Genomic DNA, 16,462 nt, shown 5'->3' on the forward strand with positions numbered 1-16,462 from the left:
ATTAATTTCCTTTAGGCTGGGCGGATTGTGGATGCCAGATGCGGTCAGCAATATTCACTTTTACCGGCATCAGATGATTGGCATAAAACAGATCGGCCGTTTGCTGTTGGGCCTGCGCGGTATGGGCGCTGACCGGCGTAATGGTGGTCGGTGGACGATGGTCGAGATAGCTGGCAATCACCGGTTTCGGTAAGCCCATCGCATTCGCCAGCAGATCGATACTCTGGTCGCGCTGGCTGCGCGTTAGCGCATCGGCTTCGCTGAAGGTATTCAGTACCTGCTGCACGAAGGCGCCGTTCGTCTCGGTGTATTTGCGCGTGGCTAAATAGAAGGAGCCGGTTTGATTGAGTTTGCTGCCGTCGGCCAGCACGCGCACGTTGCCTTGCAGCAGCGCGGCAGAGTAGTAAGGATCCCAAATTGCCCAGGCATCAACATCACCTTGCTGAAACGCGGCGCGCGCATCGGCAGGCGTCAGATAGGTTGGCTGGATATCTTTAAAACTCAGCCCGGCCTGTTCCAGCGCACGCAGCAGCAGGTTGTGCGAGCTGGAGCCTTTCTGGAACGCCACTTTATGGCCTTTCAGTTCGGCCACGCTGTGAATCGGGCTGTCTTTCGGCACTAAAATCACTTCGGCTTGCGGCTTGGGTGGCTCCGAGCCGACATACAGCAGATCGGCACCTGCGGCCTGCGCAAACAGCGGCGGAATGTCGCCGGTGCTGCCCAAATCGATGCTATCGACGTTAAGCGCCTCGAGCATCTGCGGGCCCGCCGGGAATTCCACCCACTTTATGTTGGTGTGCGGGAAGCGCTGCTCCAGCAGCTTGTGGGTTTTCGCCAATACCATGCTCACCGAACCTTTCTGGTAACCGATACGCAACTGTTCAGGTGCGTCGGCGGCCTGCGCGCTCACGCTCAAGGTGAGCAGCGCCGCGACGGCTGGCATGAGTAAACCCGTCAATATCCTTTTCATCTCTCTTCCTTTATACCGCTTGTGCGTAAGGTGGGTGGCGACGATGCAGCGCGTGCCAGAAGGTATCCAGCGCTTCATCAATGCGTTGCGACAGCAGCGGATCGAGCAGCGGCTGGCGGTCGTAATCGGTAACCTGGCCGTCAGTGGCGAACACGCCGTGCAACACTTCCTGTGCCTTTAGCGCGTTGAGTACCGGCTTCAGCGCGTAGTCCACCGCCAGCAGATGTGAAGCACTGCCGCCGCTGGCCAGTGGCAACACCACTTTGTGTTCCAGCGCGCGCTCGGGCAGCAGATCGAGCAGGGTTTTCAGTGCGCCGGAAAACGAAGCCTTATAAATAGGCGTGGCGACAATTACGCCATCCGCCAGCGCCAAATCGGCTTTCAACGCGGCCAATGCGGGAGAATCGAAGCGTGCATAGAGCAAATCTTCAGGCTGGAAGTTGTGAATATTCCATGGAATCACTTCGACACCGCGTGCTTCCAGCGCGTGCTGGCACAGGCTCAGCAGCGCAGTAGAGCGTGAAGGGAAGCGAGGGCTGCCCGCCAGCGTAATAACCCGCATGGTCACTCCTTATAACTGAAAGTTATTGATTATCTGATATTCAGAACTGATGTGTTCAATACTGTCAGAGCAGGCAGCGAGGCTTAAATGATTTATCTGGTAATCCTAAGTCGCAAAATGGGATAGCCAGTGACATATAAATAGGGGATGAAAACGCAGGTTTCAGGCGCTTAGGTATAATCTGAAAAGCGAGGCTGCAAGGGTGCGGTTATATAAATCCTGCGGCCTCAGTGAATGACGTTAATGATTAAAGGGCGTAATGCATGGGTAAAACAGAGTAGTAACCAGAGAAATATATTTATACAGACCGCGCAGTTACCGATTGCATGCAGTGCTTGATATTGAAAGTTATGGAAAAAGATAAACAATTCTCCACTATTCACTCCCTCATGAATCGGATAAAACTGAGCATCAGTTGTTTATTTCCTAATTTACCGTGGTTTTTATTTCACGAAATTTATGTCTAAACGCGAATAAAGGTTAATAAAATACGCACTATTCAATCCGCTTGTTACAAGTCATGCAAATTTTCGCCGATCAACATCACACTTCATGTAGCCGCGCTGAACAATTAATTTCGTAAGTTACATGTTAATGCTAATCGTGGTTGGAATTACAATTCCAGGCCTGTTTATAATTGGTTGAGCTAATTTCCGCTAGAACACGATAACGATATTTCACTTATTTATTTACGCCCGCGTTTTGTGGCGTGAACTGCCGTTGCGGCAAACCAATTTATTTTTAGGGAGATATATATGGGTAGTTCTTCATTTGCTCAGGATTTAACTGAGCAGCGGGTCGCGCCTGCCACCTTCAATTGCATCTCACCTTCGCCTAACGCTGCAGAAGAGCTGGTATGTTACTGGCTGCAACCCGATGCTGCGGGATCGCATCTCACCTCGTCATTGCTGCCGACCTTTCCGCACAGCACGCCGGCTGAAGATGATTTCCTGCTGTTCAGCGCGGAACGCAGCGCCTTGCCGGCCAACCTGCTGCAGGACGTGGCAAAGCTCAGTGACCAGCGTCCCGAGCTGAACTGTTTTGTGGTCTCACTGGCGAAGCGCGAGCTGGCGAACGGTTTACACTCTTCTCTGCAGCTGTTTCAGCAACTGCATGCGCAGCGCTGGTGGCAGCAGGGCGGCTTTGTGGTGATCTTGCGTGCTGGGCTGGCCCGCGCGGGTGGGCCGCTGACGCGTATTCAGGATGTGATGCTGGCCGGATTACTGCATACGCAAACGGCGTGGGTGCTCGATTACGCCAGTGAAGCGTCGCTGACGACTCAGGTAGAAGCCTCGCCGCGCTTAACCTATCAGCAATTTATTACCGATTATGAAAAACTCACGCGATTGTCACACTATATTCCGGAGCGAAACCGCTATCGGGAAAGTTATTTACGCAGCGGCTTATTACAATTAGTCCAGCACGAGTTAAGTGGTGCCGATAAATTCTCAGATAATACCCGCCATGCATTAACCTACTTTGCGGAAAACTTCCCGGCCAAAGGTGCAATGGAAAAACTCATGTTGAAACAACCTGACATCTATTTCTCCATGATGAAAATGAGAAAAAAGCTGGGCGCTTAGCACCAACGTTAATTTTAAGAATAACTCCGGTGTGCGCGTGAATACTTTTATGTCACGCTTAAGGCCACTGAGATAATCCCCAGATGCCAAAACACCTATGTCTATAAAACGTAACGCGATTGCCAACTATGTTGGTCAAATCTATCTGACGCTGTCAGGTATTTTGGTTGTACCACTTTATATTCAACACTTAGGTATGGAAGCCTACGGTTTAGTGGGCTTCTTTTCGATCTTATTAACCTGGCTGCAATTACTCGATGCCGGTGTTTCGACCACCTTGATGCGGGAAGCGGCGCGCTATCGTGCTAATCAGGCGGAATTTGTCTGGTTCCCGGCGCTGTTTGCCACGCTGACCAAATTCTTCTTGTTCTCCACGATTGTGCTGGTGGTGTTGGGTTGGTTGGCGACGCCATGGATTGCCACGCACTGGCTGGATGCGCGTCATCTTCCGGCGGGCGATGTGGTGATTGCCGTGGCGATTATGGTGATCACTGCGGCGATACGCTGGCGCACCAGTCCGTATCGCAGCGTGATTGTGGGCTTCGAACATCAGGTGTGGCTGAACGGCGTCAACCTGATTATCACCACCTTGCGCACCTTTGGCGCGGTGCTGGTGATTCAATTCTTCTCTAATGCGGTATTGGCGTTCTTTGTCTGGCAGTTGCTGGTGTCGATTGCCGAAGCGGCCTGCTGTATCTACAAATCCTGTCAGCTGATCCCCAAAGCGGCGCGCAAAGAGAAGCGCGGCGATCTGAAAGAGGTGCTGAAACCTTTTATTCGTTTTGCGCTCAGCGCGGCATTTTCCAGTGCGGTGTGGACCTTTATTTCGCAAATCGACCGACTGGTGCTCTCCAAGACGCTGCCGCTAAGTGAATACGGTTCGTTTACCGTGGTGGCGACCGCCGCGACCGGCATTCTGCTGCTGAGTAGCCCGATCATGCAGGCCATCGTGCCACGCATGACCGGCATGAAAACCCGCAAAGAGGGCGATGCGGAGTCCTTGAAACTTTACCGCTACACCACGCAGGCGGTGGCGATCTTTATGGCGCCGCTCAGTATCACCATCGCCTGTTACGCCGGCCCGCTGCTGTGGGCGTGGACGCAGAAAAGTCAGATTGTTGATGAGATGTCATTTGTCCTTAGCCTGTACGCATTAGGCAGTGGCATTCAGGCCATCTGCGGTTTGCTCTATCACCTGCAATACATCAACGGCAACCTCAAGCTGCACATGAAAGGCTTCACCTGCTTTGCCGTGCTGCTGGTGCCGCTCAACATCTGGTGTGCCATTCACTACGGCGCACTCGGCACCGGTTGGCTGTGGCTGGGCCAGAACATCTTCTATCTGGTGGGCTGGGCGTGGCTGGTGCATCGCCGCTTTGCGCCGGGCATTCATTTCACCTGGTTAACCCGCGACGTGATGCTGATTTGGGCGGTTTCTGCGGCTGTCGCCTGGCTGAGCACCTTGCTGCCGATCGAGTGGAACCAAAATCGCTGGCTCAACCTGCTGTGGCTTGGCTTGATTGGCGCGTTCAATCTCGGCGTCTGCTGTCTGCTGCACAGCGTGGTGTTGAAGCGTCTTAGAATTCCGTTGTTTAACGTTGAGGAAAGAGGATGAGCATGATGTCATCTCACCGTATCCCTTCGGTTTCGGTCATCATACCGAACTGGAATTGCGCGCCCTGGCTGCCAGAAGCGATGGGTTCATTGCTGCGTCAGTCATCGCCGCCGGAACAGATCATTGTTATCGACGATGGTTCCAGTGACAGCAGCGTAGCCTGGCTCACGGCGTTTGCGGCCCAGCATCCGCAGGTGATCCTGCTGAGCGGTGAGCGCGGCGGCGTCAGCGCCGCGCGTATGAAAGGGCTCTCTGTCGCAACCGGTGATTTTGTTTACTTCATGGATGCGGATGATTTTGTCTCCACCGATTTGTTCGCCGACTTCCGTCGCGTGCAGGCGCGCCATGAAGATATCGATCTGTTCTGCTTTGGCGCGAAAATGTTTTTTGATGTGCCTGCCGCGCAGCGCCACTATCAAACCATTCACCAGCGTCATGTCAGTGGATTACTGCCCGGCGGCAGCACCAGTTTACGTACGCTGATGCAGCATCAGTCGGCGCATCGCGTCGTGTGGAGCAGCATCATTTCGCGTCGCTTGATTGATCAACTGGCGCTGCAGTTTCTGCCGATTCAAAACCATGAAGATGCGCCTTACATGTTTGCGCTCTATCTGCAGGCGCGTAACATTTATTGCACCAGCCAAAGCTACTACTACAAACGCTTTATGCTGACGTCGCTGTCGCAAAGCACGCGCGATTTTTCCTATGTGAAAAATTACTTTATTGCGCGTGAAAGCAGCGAACAGTTCCTGCGCGATCGGCAACTGCCGGTGGATGCAGCGTTGCTGGATAGCTATTACCAAACGGTGATGCACAGCTGCCTGGCGCAGATGCGCAAAAATCACATGGTGATCCCAACGGATTGGCAACCGCAGGTGAATCAGCTGGTGCGCAATGTATTGCAACATAGCGCGCGTCTGAAGCTGATGTGGTATTGTCCGACGATTTACAGTGGCTTGCAGGCGTGTCGCGAACAGCTTGGCCGCTATTCTGCACGACGCTGATAACGATCAAATTGTGATGCAGTAGAACAATTTACTTTTGCGCCAGCGCACCTTACCATTCTGGCGCACATTTTCCCGTGCACCCCGACTTCCCTGGTTTCCGTCATTGAGGAGAGTGCATGTTATATCCTATCGTCCGGCCAGCGCTGTTTAAGCTTGATCCTGAGCGTGCGCACGAACTCACCTTTCAACAACTGCGTTTTATTAGCGGCACCCCGCTGGAAGGGCTGATTCGCCAGTCGCTGCCATCACGTCCGGTAACCTGCATGGGATTAACCTTCCCGAACGCGCTCGGCTTAGCGGCCGGTCTCGATAAGAATGCCGAGTGCATTGATGCCTTCGGCGCGATGGGCTTTGGTTTTGTCGAAGTGGGAACGGTAACGCCGCTGGCGCAACCGGGAAATGATAAACCGCGTATGTTCCGCTTGGTGCCTGCCGAAGGGATTATTAACCGCATGGGGTTTAATAATCTCGGCGTTGATCATCTGATTGCCAACGTTAAAAAGTCGCGCTTTAAGGGCATTCTCGGCATCAATATTGGCAAAAATAAAGATACGCCGGTCGAGAAAGGCAAAGACGATTATCTGATCTGCATGGAAAAGGTATATGCCCACGCCGGTTATATCGCCATCAATATTTCGTCACCCAACACGCCAGGATTACGCACGCTGCAATATGGCGAAGCGCTGGACGATCTTCTTTCTGCCATCAAATTAAAACAGCAAGAACTCCAGGCAAGGCACCTTAAATATGTGCCGGTGGCGGTAAAGATCGCGCCGGATCTGACTGAAGAAGAATTGATCCAGGTTGCCGACAGTTTGGTGCGTCACAATATTGATGGTGTGATTGCCACCAATACCACGCTTGATCGTTCGCTGGTGACCGGCCTTAAATATGCCGAAGAAATGGGCGGATTAAGTGGTCGTCCGGTGCAGTCACGCAGCACCGAAGTGATTCGCCGCCTGGCGCAAGAGCTGCAGGGCCGCTTACCCATTATCGGCGTCGGTGGTATTGATTCGCTGGTTTCTGCGCGTGAGAAAATTACCGCGGGCGCAACATTAGTGCAGATATACTCTGGATTTATTTATAAAGGCCCAAGCTTAATTAAAGATATCGTAACCCACCTCTAAGACATTTCCCACTTTACTGCGCCGAGGGGTTTATTTATCCCTTCGGCTCGTTTATATTTTGTCCTGCTGATGCATTTTTCAGCTTTTTCTCAGATTTATTTTTTTAATTAAGCGCCGTTTAGCGCAGCGATAAACCACAGGGCAGATCATGAAAATCAAACCTGATGACAACTGGCGTTGGTATTTCGACGCTGATCATGACCGCATGATGCTGGATTTAGCCGACGGCATGTTATTTCGCTCGCGCTTCTCGCGCAAAATGCTGACGCCTGATGCATTTAATGTCAGCGGTTTTTGCGTTGATGACGCCGCGCTCTATTTTAGCTTTGAAGAACGTTGCCGTCAGAGTGGATTAAAAGGCGATCAGCGTGCGGAGTTAGTGTTAAACGCGCTGGTGGCCAGTCGTTTTCTCAAACCCCTGATGCCAAAAAGCTGGCACTTCACCAATCACGCGCACAGCTGGCAGCCCGCTGCGGGCGATATGGTGGCGGTGACGCTGGCTGATAGCGGCGAACAGGCGCAACTGTTTGTGGTTGAAAGCGGTGAAAATGCCGCGCTGTGCTTATTAGCGCAAAACGCGCTAACCGTGGCGGGTAAAGGTATGCAGTTGGGTGATGCGATTAAGATCATGAACGATCGTCTGCGTCCGCAGCAGCAGGAACAAACCGCCCACTTTGCGCGGGCGGTGTAATCGGCTTACGCCAGTTCGATATCGCCTGCCGGAATACAGCTGCAGCTTAAGATGGTACCATCGGCGCGCACCGCGCTTTTCTTCAGTGCTTTCACTTCACCCGCCACCAACGTCACTTTGCAGCTGCCACAAATCCCGGCGCGGCACGAGTAGGGAATGCGGAAACCCTGCATTTCCAGCTGTTCCAGCAGCACTTGCTGATTGTCGCCGCTAAAGCTCGAACCCTGATAATCGATGGTCACCGCGCTGCGGCTGCTGGCGGCTGGCGCCAGCGTTTCGACCACGACGCCCGCACCGTAAGCGCGTGGGGTTTGCTTCTCGATAATGGTCACCGCGTCGCCGACGCGAATAATGCCGCTATTAAGGGCGATCAAATTCAGGCCGAAATCGATATCGCCGCTGCCATCCTGCGCGCTGCGAAAACTCTGCAAGGTCGAGAGCGGTTCGCCATCAGGATGTTTACGGCCGCTTTCGGTACCGACGGTGGTAAACACGCAGCGGCTGCACGGTTTCGGCATCTCAAAGGTGATCTCGCCAATTTGCAGGCGTTTCCAGCTATCTTCTTCCCAGGCAGCCGCGCCGCTCACCACCAGATTGGGACGGAACTGCTCAACGCGCACGCTGGCCGGACAGCGCTGTTGCAGATCCTGCAACGAGGCCATATTCACTAACAGGTAAGGAAAACCGTCGGCGAAACTCAGTGGCACATGATCAAAACGCTTCACGCGGCGCGTCGGTTGCACGCCGGTCCAGCGCAGCTGCACCGGACGCGGGAAGAAGGTGCTTAACCAGTTGTTGATCGCGTCAGGTGCAACGCACGCGGTGAAATGGTTGCCCCAGACTTCGGTGGGTGACTGCTCAGCGGTGAAATCAGCGAAGCGGATCAGCGCCTGCGAACCATCCGGTGCCTGCAGAAACAGCCCGTCCGGCAGCAGCGCCGGGGTAAAGCGCACCATTTCCGGAAACTGGCGGGCGGTCACGAACGTGCCGTCCCGTTCGGTCACCATAAAGATGCGATCAAAGCCCAGACCGCTTTCCAGCACCTGCGCATGTGACAGTTGCAGACCGCGCATAGATTTAACGGGATGGATGTAAAGGCGTGAAAGCGTAATCATCACCACTCCCAAAAAGGGGTCATAAGTTTTAAAGAAGCTAACTTTATGACATAGCACGCTGATTCGCTATAATGCGCAGCAATTTAAGCAAGAGTAAAAAGTGACGATATGAATTCTCTGTTTGCCAGTACGGCGCGTGGGCTCGAAGAGCTGTTGAAAAGTGAGCTAGACGCGCTGGGTGCGCAGGATTTGCAGGTGGTGCAGGGCGGCGTCCACTTCCAGGCCGACGACCATGTAATGTACCAAAGCCTGCTGTGGAGCCGTCTGGCTTCGCGCATTTTGCTGCCGCTGGGAGAATTTGGCGTCTGGAGCGATCTCGATCTTTACGTGGGGGCGCAAAGTATCCCGTGGACCGAGATGTTCGACAGCAACACCAGTTTTGCCATCCATTTTAGCGGCACCAACGAGGTGATCCGCAATAGCCAGTTCGGTGCGCTGCGCATTAAAGATGCCATCGTCGATAGTTTTACCCGCCAGAATCTGGAGCGCCCGAACGTTGATCGTGAACAACCGGGCATCCGCATCAATGCGTGGCTCAACAAAGATCGCGTCAGCATCGCGCTGGATCTAAGCGGTGATTCACTGCATCAGCGCGGCTATCGCCAGCAAACCGGCGCAGCGCCGCTAAAAGAAACCTTAGCGGCAGCCATCGTGATGCGTTCCGGTTGGCAGAGCAGCACGCCGCTGGTCGATCCGATGTGTGGTTCCGGTACGCTGCTGCTGGAAGCGGCGTTGATTGCCTGCGATCGCGCGCCTGGCCTGCTGCGTACCCATTGGGGCTTCAATCGCTGGAAGAAACACAATCAGGCTGCGTGGCAGGAAGTTCATGCTGCCGCGAAAGAGCGCGCACGCGTGGGTACCGCCGCTGCGACCGCCCGTTTCTTTGGCTACGATAATGACAGTCGCGTGCTGGAATCAGCGCGCGCCAACGCCCGTCGTGCAGGCGTGTTCGAGCTGTTCACCTTTGCGCAGCAGGATGTGATTAAGCTGAAGAATCCGCTGGCGGGCAAAGAGATTACCGGCACGGTATTGAGCAATCCGCCGTACGGTGAGCGTCTGGAAAGCGAACCGGCGCTGATTGCGCTGCACAGCCAGTTGGGCCGCATCATGAAGCAGAACTTCGGCGGCTGGAATCTGTCGCTGTTCAGCGCCTCGCCAGAGCTGCTGAGCTGCTTGCAACTGCGTGCCGATCGTCAGTTTAAAGCCAAAAACGGCCCGCTGGAGTGCGTGCAGAAAAACTATCAGCTGGCTGCAACCAGTGCAGAAGGCGGCGCGCAGATCGCGGAAGATTTTGCTAACCGTCTGCGCAAGAACCTGAAGAAGCTGGATAAATGGGCGCGTCAGTCGAATATCGATTGTTATCGTCTGTATGACGCCGATCTGCCTGAGTACAACGTAGCGGTCGATCGTTACGCTGATTGGGTGGTGATTCAGGAGTATGCGCCGCCGAAAACCGTGGACGCCAACAAAGCGCGTCAGCGTCTGTTCGATGTGATCAGCGCTACGCTGAGCGTGCTGGAGATCCCGGCGAATCGTCTGGTAATGAAGACCCGCGAACGCCAGAAAGGCAAAAGCCAGTATCAAAAGCTGGGTGAGAAGGGCGATTTCTTCGAAGTGCAGGAATTTGATGCGCGCCTGCTGGTGAATCTCACCGATTATCTGGATACTGGTTTGTTCCTCGATCACCGTATCGCGCGCCAGATGCTGGGCAAAATGAGCGCAGGCAAAGATTTCCTCAATCTGTTTGCGTACACCGGTACCGCCAGCGTACACGCCGGTTTAGGTGGCGCGAAAACCACCACCACCGTGGATATGTCGCGTACTTATCTGGAGTGGGCCGAGCGCAACCTGCGCCTTAACGGTTTAACCGGCCGTAATCATCGCCTGATGCACGCCGATTGCCTGAGCTGGTTGCGTGAGAGTGACGAACAGTTCGATTTGATCTTTATCGATCCGCCGACGTTCTCTAACTCTAAGCGCATGGAAGACGATTTCGACGTGCAGCGCGATCACATGATGCTGATGCAGAACCTGAAACGTTTGCTGCGTCGCGGTGGCACCATTATGTTCTCCAACAACAAGCGCGGCTTCAAAATGGATCTCGACGGCTTAGAACGTCTGGGTCTGCAGGCGCAGGAAATTACCCAAAAAACGCTGTCGCAGGATTTCGCGCGCAACCGTCAAATTCACAACTGCTGGCTGGTTAGCCACGCCGGTAAGGAATAAGTTTTATGTCACTGATCAGTATCCATGGCGCTTACCTCTCGTTCAGCGATGCGCCGCTGTTGGATAACACCGAACTGCATATCGAAGAAGGCGAACGCGTCTGTCTGGTTGGCCGTAACGGCGCCGGTAAATCGACGCTGATGAAAATCATCAACGGCGAACAGCCGCTGGATGACGGCCGCATCATTTATGAGCAGGATTTGGTGGTGGCGCGTCTGCAACAGGATCCGCCACGCAACATTACCGGTTCTGTTTATGACTTCGTTGCCGAAGGCGTGGCCGAGCAGGCGGAGCATCTCAAGGCTTATCACGCGATTTCCCATCTGGTGATGGAAGATCCGAGCGAGAAGAACCTGAACGAGATGGGCCGTTTGCAAACCATCCTTGACCATCAGAATCTGTGGCAGCTGGATAGCCGCATCAACGACGTGCTGCAACAGATTGGTCTGGATGCGGATACCGAGTTGTCTTCGCTATCTGGCGGCTGGCTGCGTAAAGCGGCGTTGGGCCGCGCGCTGGTGAGCAACCCGCGCGTACTGATGCTCGACGAACCGACCAACCACCTTGATATCGAGACCATTGATTGGCTGGAAACGTTCCTCAAGACATTCACCGGCAGCATCATCTTCATTTCGCATGACCGTTCGTTTATTCGCAACATGGCGACGCGCATTGTCGATCTTGATCGCGGCAAGCTGGTTTCCTGGCCGGGCAACTACGATGTGTTCCTGACCGGCAAAGAAGAAGCGCTGCGTGTCGAAGAGATGCAGAACGCCGAGTTTGACCGCAAGCTGGCGCAGGAAGAAGTGTGGATCCGTCAGGGCATCAAAGCGCGCCGCACGCGTAACGAAGGCCGTGTACGTGCCCTGAAAGCGCTGCGTAACGAGCGCTCTGCACGTCGTGAAGTGATGGGCAAAGCCAATATGCAAGTCGGCGAAGCGGCACGTTCAGGCAAAATCGTGTTTGAGATGGAAGATGTCAATTACAGCGTGGGTGGCAAAACCCTGGTGAAAGACTTCTCTACTCAGGTGCAGCGCGGCGACAAAATCGCCCTGATTGGCCCTAACGGTTGCGGTAAAACCACCTTGCTGCGTTTGATGCTGGATCAGCTGAAAGCCGACAGCGGCCGCGTGCATTGCGGTACCAAGCTGGAAATCGCTTACTTCGATCAGCACCGCGCTGAGCTGGATCCGGATCGTACCGTGATGGATAACCTCGCTGAAGGTAAACAGGAAGTGATGGTTAACGGCAAACCGCGCCACGTGCTCGGTTATCTGCAGGACTTCCTGTTCCATCCGAAACGCGCCATGACGCCGGTGCGCGCCTTGTCCGGCGGTGAGCGTAACCGCCTGCTGCTGGCGCGTCTGTTCCTCAAGCCAAGCAACCTGCTGATTCTCGATGAACCGACCAACGACCTCGACGTCGAAACGCTGGAATTGCTGGAAGAGCTGGTGGATGGTTATCAGGGCACCGTGATGCTGGTGAGCCACGACCGTCAATTCGTCGACAACACCGTGACCGAGTGCTGGATCTTTGAAGGCAACGGCGAAATCGGCACCTTTGTCGGTGGCTATCACGATGCTCAGCAGCAGCGCGCAGCCTATAAGCAGGGCAAAGCCTCGCAGGCTAAACCGGCTACACCGGTGAAAACCGCTGAGAAAAGTGACTCCGCCAAACGTCCGGCCAACAAGCTAAGCTATAACCTGGCACGTGAGCTGGAACAGCTGCCACAAAAACTGGAGCAGCTGGAAACCCGCATCGGTGAGTTGCAGGCTAAAATGAGTCATCCAGATTTCTTCAGCCAGCCACACGATAAAACCCAGCCGGTTCTGGATGCGTTAGCGCAAACCGAGCAGGAGCTGGAAGTGGCGTTCGAACGCTGGGAAGAGCTGGAAGCACTGAAAAACGGCGCGTAATCGGAAGGAGTCAGCATGTGTGCAGCGGATCAAGCGCATCAGTGGAGTCTTTGTCCACAGTGTGATTTAACAGTAAAGCTGCCCGCTGTACCGGTTGGCAGCCGTGCGCGTTGCCCGCGTTGTCACACCACGCTGCAAGCCAACTGGCAGGAGCCGCGTCGACGTCCGACCGGCTACGCCTTTTCGGCGCTGTTTATGCTGGTGCTGGCCAATCTGTTTCCTTTCATCAATATGCACGTCGCGGGATTGAGCAGCCAGATATCGCTGCTGGAAATCCCCCAGGTGATGGATCGCGAAGATTACCGCAGCCTGGCAACGCTGTTTCTGCTGTTTGTGCAGGGCATTCCTGCCTTCTGCATGATCACCATTATTCTGCTGGTCAATAACGTCCGCATGCCGCACAACCTGCGGCTTGGGTTGGCGCGCGTGCTGTTTCAGCTGCGTAGCTGGGGCATGGCGGAAATTTTTATGGCTGGCGTGCTGGTCAGTTTCGTTAAGCTGATGGCGTATGGTGAGATTGGCCTCGGCAGCAGTTTTTGGCCGTGGTGTCTGTTCTGCGTGTTGCAATTGCGCGCTTTTCAATGTGTTGATCGCCGTTGGGTGTGGCGCCGCATCAATCCTTTACCGCCGCTGCCGAAAACGCCGCTGGCCGGTGTTAGCGGCCTGAAGCAAGGTTTGCGTAGCTGCCCGTGTTGTACCGCGATTCTGCCCGCTGACCAACTGGCGTGCCCGCGTTGTGGTGTGAAGGCGCATGCGCGCCGCAAGCACAGTCTGCAATGGACGCTGGCGCTGCTGATCACCTCGGTGATGCTCTACATTCCCTCAAATATCATGCCGATCATGGTGACCGAAACGCTCGGTTCGCAATATCCTTCGAACATTATGGCCGGAGTAATTTTGCTATGGAGCGACGGTTCGTGGCCGGTGGCGCTGGTGATCTTCATCGCCAGTATCATGGTGCCTTCGCTGAAAATGCTGGCGATTGCCTGGCTGTGCTGGCACGGCAGCGGACGCGGTGGGCGCGATGATGAAAAGATGCACGTGGTTTATGAGGTGGTTGAATTCGTTGGCCGTTGGTCAATGATTGATGTGTTTGTAATCGCCGTTCTCTCTGCGCTGGTGCGGATGGGTCGGCTGATGAGTGTGTATCCTGCGCCGGGCGCGCTGCTGTTTGCCATGGTGGTCATCCTCACCATGTTTGCCGCAATGACCTTTGATCCGCGCCTGCTGTGGGATCGACAACGAGAAACTGAACGTAAGGAGCCGCGTCTTGACGGACAACCATCACGGGACTGCTAAGGTCGACCAGATTAAACGCTGGTCGCCGGTCTGGATTGTACCTATCGTCACGCTGTTAATCGGCGGATGGATTCTTTTTTATCACTTCAGCCATCAGGGCCCGGAAGTGACGCTGATTACCGAAAATGCGGAAGGCATCGAAGCCGGTAAAACCACCATTAAGAGCCGCAGCGTCAACGTCGGTGTGGTGGAAAGCGCGGTTCTGACCGACGATTTGCACCATGTAGAAATTAAAGCGCGTCTTAATGCCGGCATGGAAAAGTTGCTACAGGGCGACAGCGCATTTTGGGTGGTGAAACCGCAAATTGGTCGCGAAGGCATTACCGGATTGGGCACACTGCTTTCCGGTGCCTATATCGAGCTGCAGCCGGGCGCGAAGGGCGATAAGCCGGAACGTTATCAACTGCTGGATGCACCGCCGCTGGCGCCGCCGGATGCCAAAGGCATTCGCATAACGCTCGACAGCAAAAAAGCCGGTCAGCTTAATGCGGGCGATCCGGTACTGTTCCGCGGTTATCGCGTAGGTTCAGTGGAAACCAGCAACTTTGATACCGATAAACGCATGATGACTTATCAGCTGTTTATCTCGGCGCCTTACGATCGCCTGATCACCACCAACGTGCGTTTCTGGAAAGACAGCGGTATTGCCGTCGATATGTCTGCATCAGGCATGCGCGTAGAGATGGGATCGCTCACTACGCTCTTCAGCGGCGGCGTCAGCTTTGATGTGCCGGACGGCGCTGAGCTGGGCCGGGCGGCGGAGAACAAGGCGGAATACCATCTGTACGACGATCAGCGCAGCATCCAGGATTCGCTCTACAGTGCTCATACCGATTTCCTGCTGTTCTTCACCGATTCAATTCGCGGTTTGCAGGTTGGCGCACCGGTTGAGTTCCGCGGCATTCGTTTGGGTACGGTGTCACAAGTGCCTTATATGATTCCGGGCGTGAATCAGGCGCTGAATACGGATTATCGTGTGCCGGTGCTGATTCGCATTGAGCCGGATCGGTTTGTTAATCGCCTGGGCGGAGATTTCAATCTTGAGCAGCATCTGCAGGATGGCAAAAAACGCGGTCTGCGTGCGACGCTGAAAACCGGCAACCTGCTGTCTGGCGCGCTATTTATCGACCTCGATTTCTACGATAACGCACCGGCGTATCAAGGCCCGAATCAGGTGGCTGGCCTGGAAGTGATTCCAACCGTCAGCGGTGGCCTGGCGCAGATTCAGCAGAAACTGATGGCGGCGCTGGATAAGATCAACGGCTTGCCACTTAATCCAGTGCTGAATGAAGCCACAGGTACCTTGAAAGAGAGCCAGCGCACCCTGCAGCGGCTGCAGAAAACGCTGGATAACCTTAATCAGGTCACGGCGAATCCGGCGATGAAAACCCTGCCTTCAGACATGCAGCAAACCCTGCGCGAACTGAACCGCAGCATGAAAGGGCTGCAGCCAGGTTCACCGGCTTACAGCAAGCTGGTGGGCGATATGCAGCGGCTTGATCAGGTATTGCGAGAACTGCAGCCGGTGCTGAAAACGCTGAATAGCAAAAGTAACGCGCTGGTGTTTGAGGCCAAGCCGGACCAGGATCCACAGCCAAAGAGGGCGAAACAGTGAAAAAAGGGCTAATTATCGGGGCGCTTTTGCTGCTGGCAGGCTGCAGCAGCACCATTGAAAATACCTATTATCAGCTGCCTGCGGGCAGCAATGTGGCGCGCGTTGAAAGTGCCGCGGGCACTGGCCAACCGATGATTTGGGTTGAGCAAGTGACGGTACCGGATTACATGGCGGGCAACGGCCTGGTCTATCAGACCAGCGATGTGAAGTACGTGATTGCAGCCAATAACCTGTGGGCCAGTCCGCTCGATCAACAGCTGCAGCAAACGTTGATCAGTAATCTCAGTAAAGCGCTACCTGGCCGCCTGGTTGCCGGTGCGCCGCTGGGCGATACGCACGATACGCTGTCGGTAAACGTTACCGGTTTCCAGGGACGCTACGATGGACAAGTGGTGGTGAGTGGCGAATGGTTACTGCAGCATCAAGGACGCCTAATCAAACATGGCTTTAATCTGACGCTGCCGCAAACCGAAGATGGCTATGATGCGCTGGTACGTACTCTGGCTCTCGGCTGGCAGCAAACCGCACAACAAATCGCAAATAGTGTCGTTTCGCTAAATTAAGATTTGTTCGATGCTTATGCTAAGTCCTTGATTTACTGTAGTGTGATCGCAGTCAAATCAGGGGCTTTTTTTATTGCCTAATCAGCCAGATAGACGATCAACTGACAATTCTACATGGCACTTTAACGTCAAAAACATGACATTGGCGTGAATTTTGCGCATTGACCTTTCTT

13 protein-coding genes are annotated in these 16,462 nt (G+C 54.4%); 10 read left to right on the top strand and 3 right to left on the bottom strand.

Annotation, left to right across the window (positions count from 1 at the left end; translation table 11 throughout):
• Nucleotide 1: 1 nt before the first annotated feature.
• Nucleotides 2–970, bottom strand: a complete 969-nt coding sequence (locus ACFQW4_RS06320) for a sulfonate ABC transporter substrate-binding protein (protein WP_336767395.1) — start codon at nt 968–970, stop codon at nt 2–4.
• A 10-nt stretch (nt 971–980) separates the two neighbouring features.
• The gene (gene ssuE / locus ACFQW4_RS06325; protein WP_101760936.1) at nt 981–1,532 is read right to left on the bottom strand and encodes an NADPH-dependent FMN reductase; all 552 of its coding nucleotides are present in this window, start codon (nt 1,530–1,532) and stop codon (nt 981–983) included.
• 755 nt (nt 1,533–2,287) lie between these two features.
• On the opposite strand from ssuE, the gene ACFQW4_RS06330 reads away from it, so the two are divergent.
• The 5 genes from ACFQW4_RS06330 (at nt 2,288) to ACFQW4_RS06350 (ending at nt 7,555) form a co-directional block, all read left to right on the top strand.
• Nucleotides 2,288–3,115 carry a hypothetical protein gene (locus ACFQW4_RS06330; protein WP_101760935.1) on the top strand — a complete coding sequence of 276 codons (828 nt, stop codon included), beginning with the start codon at nt 2,288–2,290 and terminating at the stop codon, nt 3,113–3,115.
• Nucleotides 3,116–3,212: 97 nt separating this feature from the next.
• Nucleotides 3,213–4,730 (top strand): lipopolysaccharide biosynthesis protein, encoded by a 1,518-nt coding sequence (locus tag ACFQW4_RS06335; protein ID WP_137385508.1) that lies wholly within the window; start codon nt 3,213–3,215, stop codon nt 4,728–4,730.
• Nucleotides 4,731–4,732: 2 nt separating this feature from the next.
• Entirely contained in the window at nt 4,733–5,734 is a 1,002-nt protein-coding gene (locus ACFQW4_RS06340) for a glycosyltransferase (RefSeq protein ID WP_280172652.1), read from the top strand.
• 119 nt (nt 5,735–5,853) lie between these two features.
• On the top strand, nt 5,854–6,864 hold the full coding sequence (gene pyrD, locus ACFQW4_RS06345) for a quinone-dependent dihydroorotate dehydrogenase (RefSeq protein ID WP_137385510.1): 1,011 nt from the start codon (nt 5,854–5,856) through the stop codon (nt 6,862–6,864).
• A gap of 148 nt (nt 6,865–7,012) precedes the next feature.
• Nucleotides 7,013–7,555 carry a cell division protein ZapC gene (locus ACFQW4_RS06350; protein ID WP_101760931.1) on the top strand — a complete coding sequence of 181 codons (543 nt, stop codon included), beginning with the start codon at nt 7,013–7,015 and terminating at the stop codon, nt 7,553–7,555.
• Between the two features lie 5 nt (nt 7,556–7,560).
• On the opposite strand, the gene ACFQW4_RS06355 is transcribed toward ACFQW4_RS06350, so the two are convergent.
• Nucleotides 7,561–8,670 (bottom strand): YcbX family protein, encoded by a 1,110-nt coding sequence (locus ACFQW4_RS06355; protein ID WP_101760930.1) that lies wholly within the window; start codon nt 8,668–8,670, stop codon nt 7,561–7,563.
• Between the two features lie 108 nt (nt 8,671–8,778).
• Here ACFQW4_RS06355 and rlmKL point away from each other — a divergent pair, with 108 nt between their 5' ends.
• The 5 genes from rlmKL to pqiC are packed head-to-tail and all read left to right on the top strand — an operon-like array spanning nt 8,779 to nt 16,289.
• Nucleotides 8,779–10,896 (top strand): bifunctional 23S rRNA (guanine(2069)-N(7))-methyltransferase RlmK/23S rRNA (guanine(2445)-N(2))-methyltransferase RlmL, encoded by a 2,118-nt coding sequence (gene rlmKL / locus ACFQW4_RS06360; RefSeq protein ID WP_101760929.1) that lies wholly within the window; start codon nt 8,779–8,781, stop codon nt 10,894–10,896.
• Nucleotides 10,897–10,901: 5 nt separating this feature from the next.
• Nucleotides 10,902–12,812, top strand: a complete 1,911-nt coding sequence (locus tag ACFQW4_RS06365; protein WP_101760928.1) for an ABC transporter ATP-binding protein — start codon at nt 10,902–10,904, stop codon at nt 12,810–12,812.
• A 15-nt stretch (nt 12,813–12,827) separates the two neighbouring features.
• Entirely contained in the window at nt 12,828–14,111 is a 1,284-nt protein-coding gene (gene pqiA / locus ACFQW4_RS06370) for a membrane integrity-associated transporter subunit PqiA (protein ID WP_101760927.1), read from the top strand.
• Nucleotides 14,083–15,726, top strand: coding sequence for an intermembrane transport protein PqiB (pqiB, locus tag ACFQW4_RS06375; RefSeq protein WP_377724405.1), 1,644 nt, complete (start codon nt 14,083–14,085; stop codon nt 15,724–15,726). The genes pqiA and pqiB overlap by 29 nt, the downstream gene beginning before the upstream one ends.
• The gene (gene pqiC / locus ACFQW4_RS06380; protein WP_101760925.1) at nt 15,723–16,289 is read left to right on the top strand and encodes a membrane integrity-associated transporter subunit PqiC; all 567 of its coding nucleotides are present in this window, start codon (nt 15,723–15,725) and stop codon (nt 16,287–16,289) included. Before pqiB ends, pqiC begins: the two co-directional genes overlap by 4 nt.
• Nucleotides 16,290–16,462 lie beyond the last annotated feature (173 nt).

Origin of the sequence: Pantoea sp. GCM10028869, from assembly GCF_042666835.1 — a bacterium.
GTDB lineage: Bacteria > Pseudomonadota > Gammaproteobacteria > Enterobacterales > Enterobacteriaceae > Pantoea > Pantoea leporis.

Excerpts from the sequence above, each read along its gene's own strand:
- ACFQW4_RS06320 (WP_336767395.1), bottom strand. The coding sequence starts at position 970 with ATGAAAAGGATATTGACGGGTTTACTCATGCCAGCCGTCGCGGCGCTG.
- pyrD (WP_137385510.1), top strand. The coding sequence starts at position 5,854 with ATGTTATATCCTATCGTCCGGCCAGCGCTGTTTAAGCTTGATCCTGAG.
- ACFQW4_RS06350 (WP_101760931.1), top strand. The coding sequence starts at position 7,013 with ATGAAAATCAAACCTGATGACAACTGGCGTTGGTATTTCGACGCTGAT.
- ACFQW4_RS06335 (WP_137385508.1), top strand. The coding sequence starts at position 3,213 with ATGTCTATAAAACGTAACGCGATTGCCAACTATGTTGGTCAAATCTAT.
- ACFQW4_RS06340 (WP_280172652.1), top strand. The coding sequence starts at position 4,733 with ATGATGTCATCTCACCGTATCCCTTCGGTTTCGGTCATCATACCGAAC.
- pqiA (WP_101760927.1), top strand. The coding sequence starts at position 12,828 with ATGTGTGCAGCGGATCAAGCGCATCAGTGGAGTCTTTGTCCACAGTGT.
- ACFQW4_RS06330 (WP_101760935.1), top strand. The coding sequence starts at position 2,288 with ATGGGTAGTTCTTCATTTGCTCAGGATTTAACTGAGCAGCGGGTCGCG.
- ssuE (WP_101760936.1), bottom strand. The coding sequence starts at position 1,532 with ATGCGGGTTATTACGCTGGCGGGCAGCCCTCGCTTCCCTTCACGCTCT.
- ACFQW4_RS06355 (WP_101760930.1), bottom strand. The coding sequence starts at position 8,670 with ATGATTACGCTTTCACGCCTTTACATCCATCCCGTTAAATCTATGCGC.
- rlmKL (WP_101760929.1), top strand. The coding sequence starts at position 8,779 with ATGAATTCTCTGTTTGCCAGTACGGCGCGTGGGCTCGAAGAGCTGTTG.
- ACFQW4_RS06365 (WP_101760928.1), top strand. The coding sequence starts at position 10,902 with ATGTCACTGATCAGTATCCATGGCGCTTACCTCTCGTTCAGCGATGCG.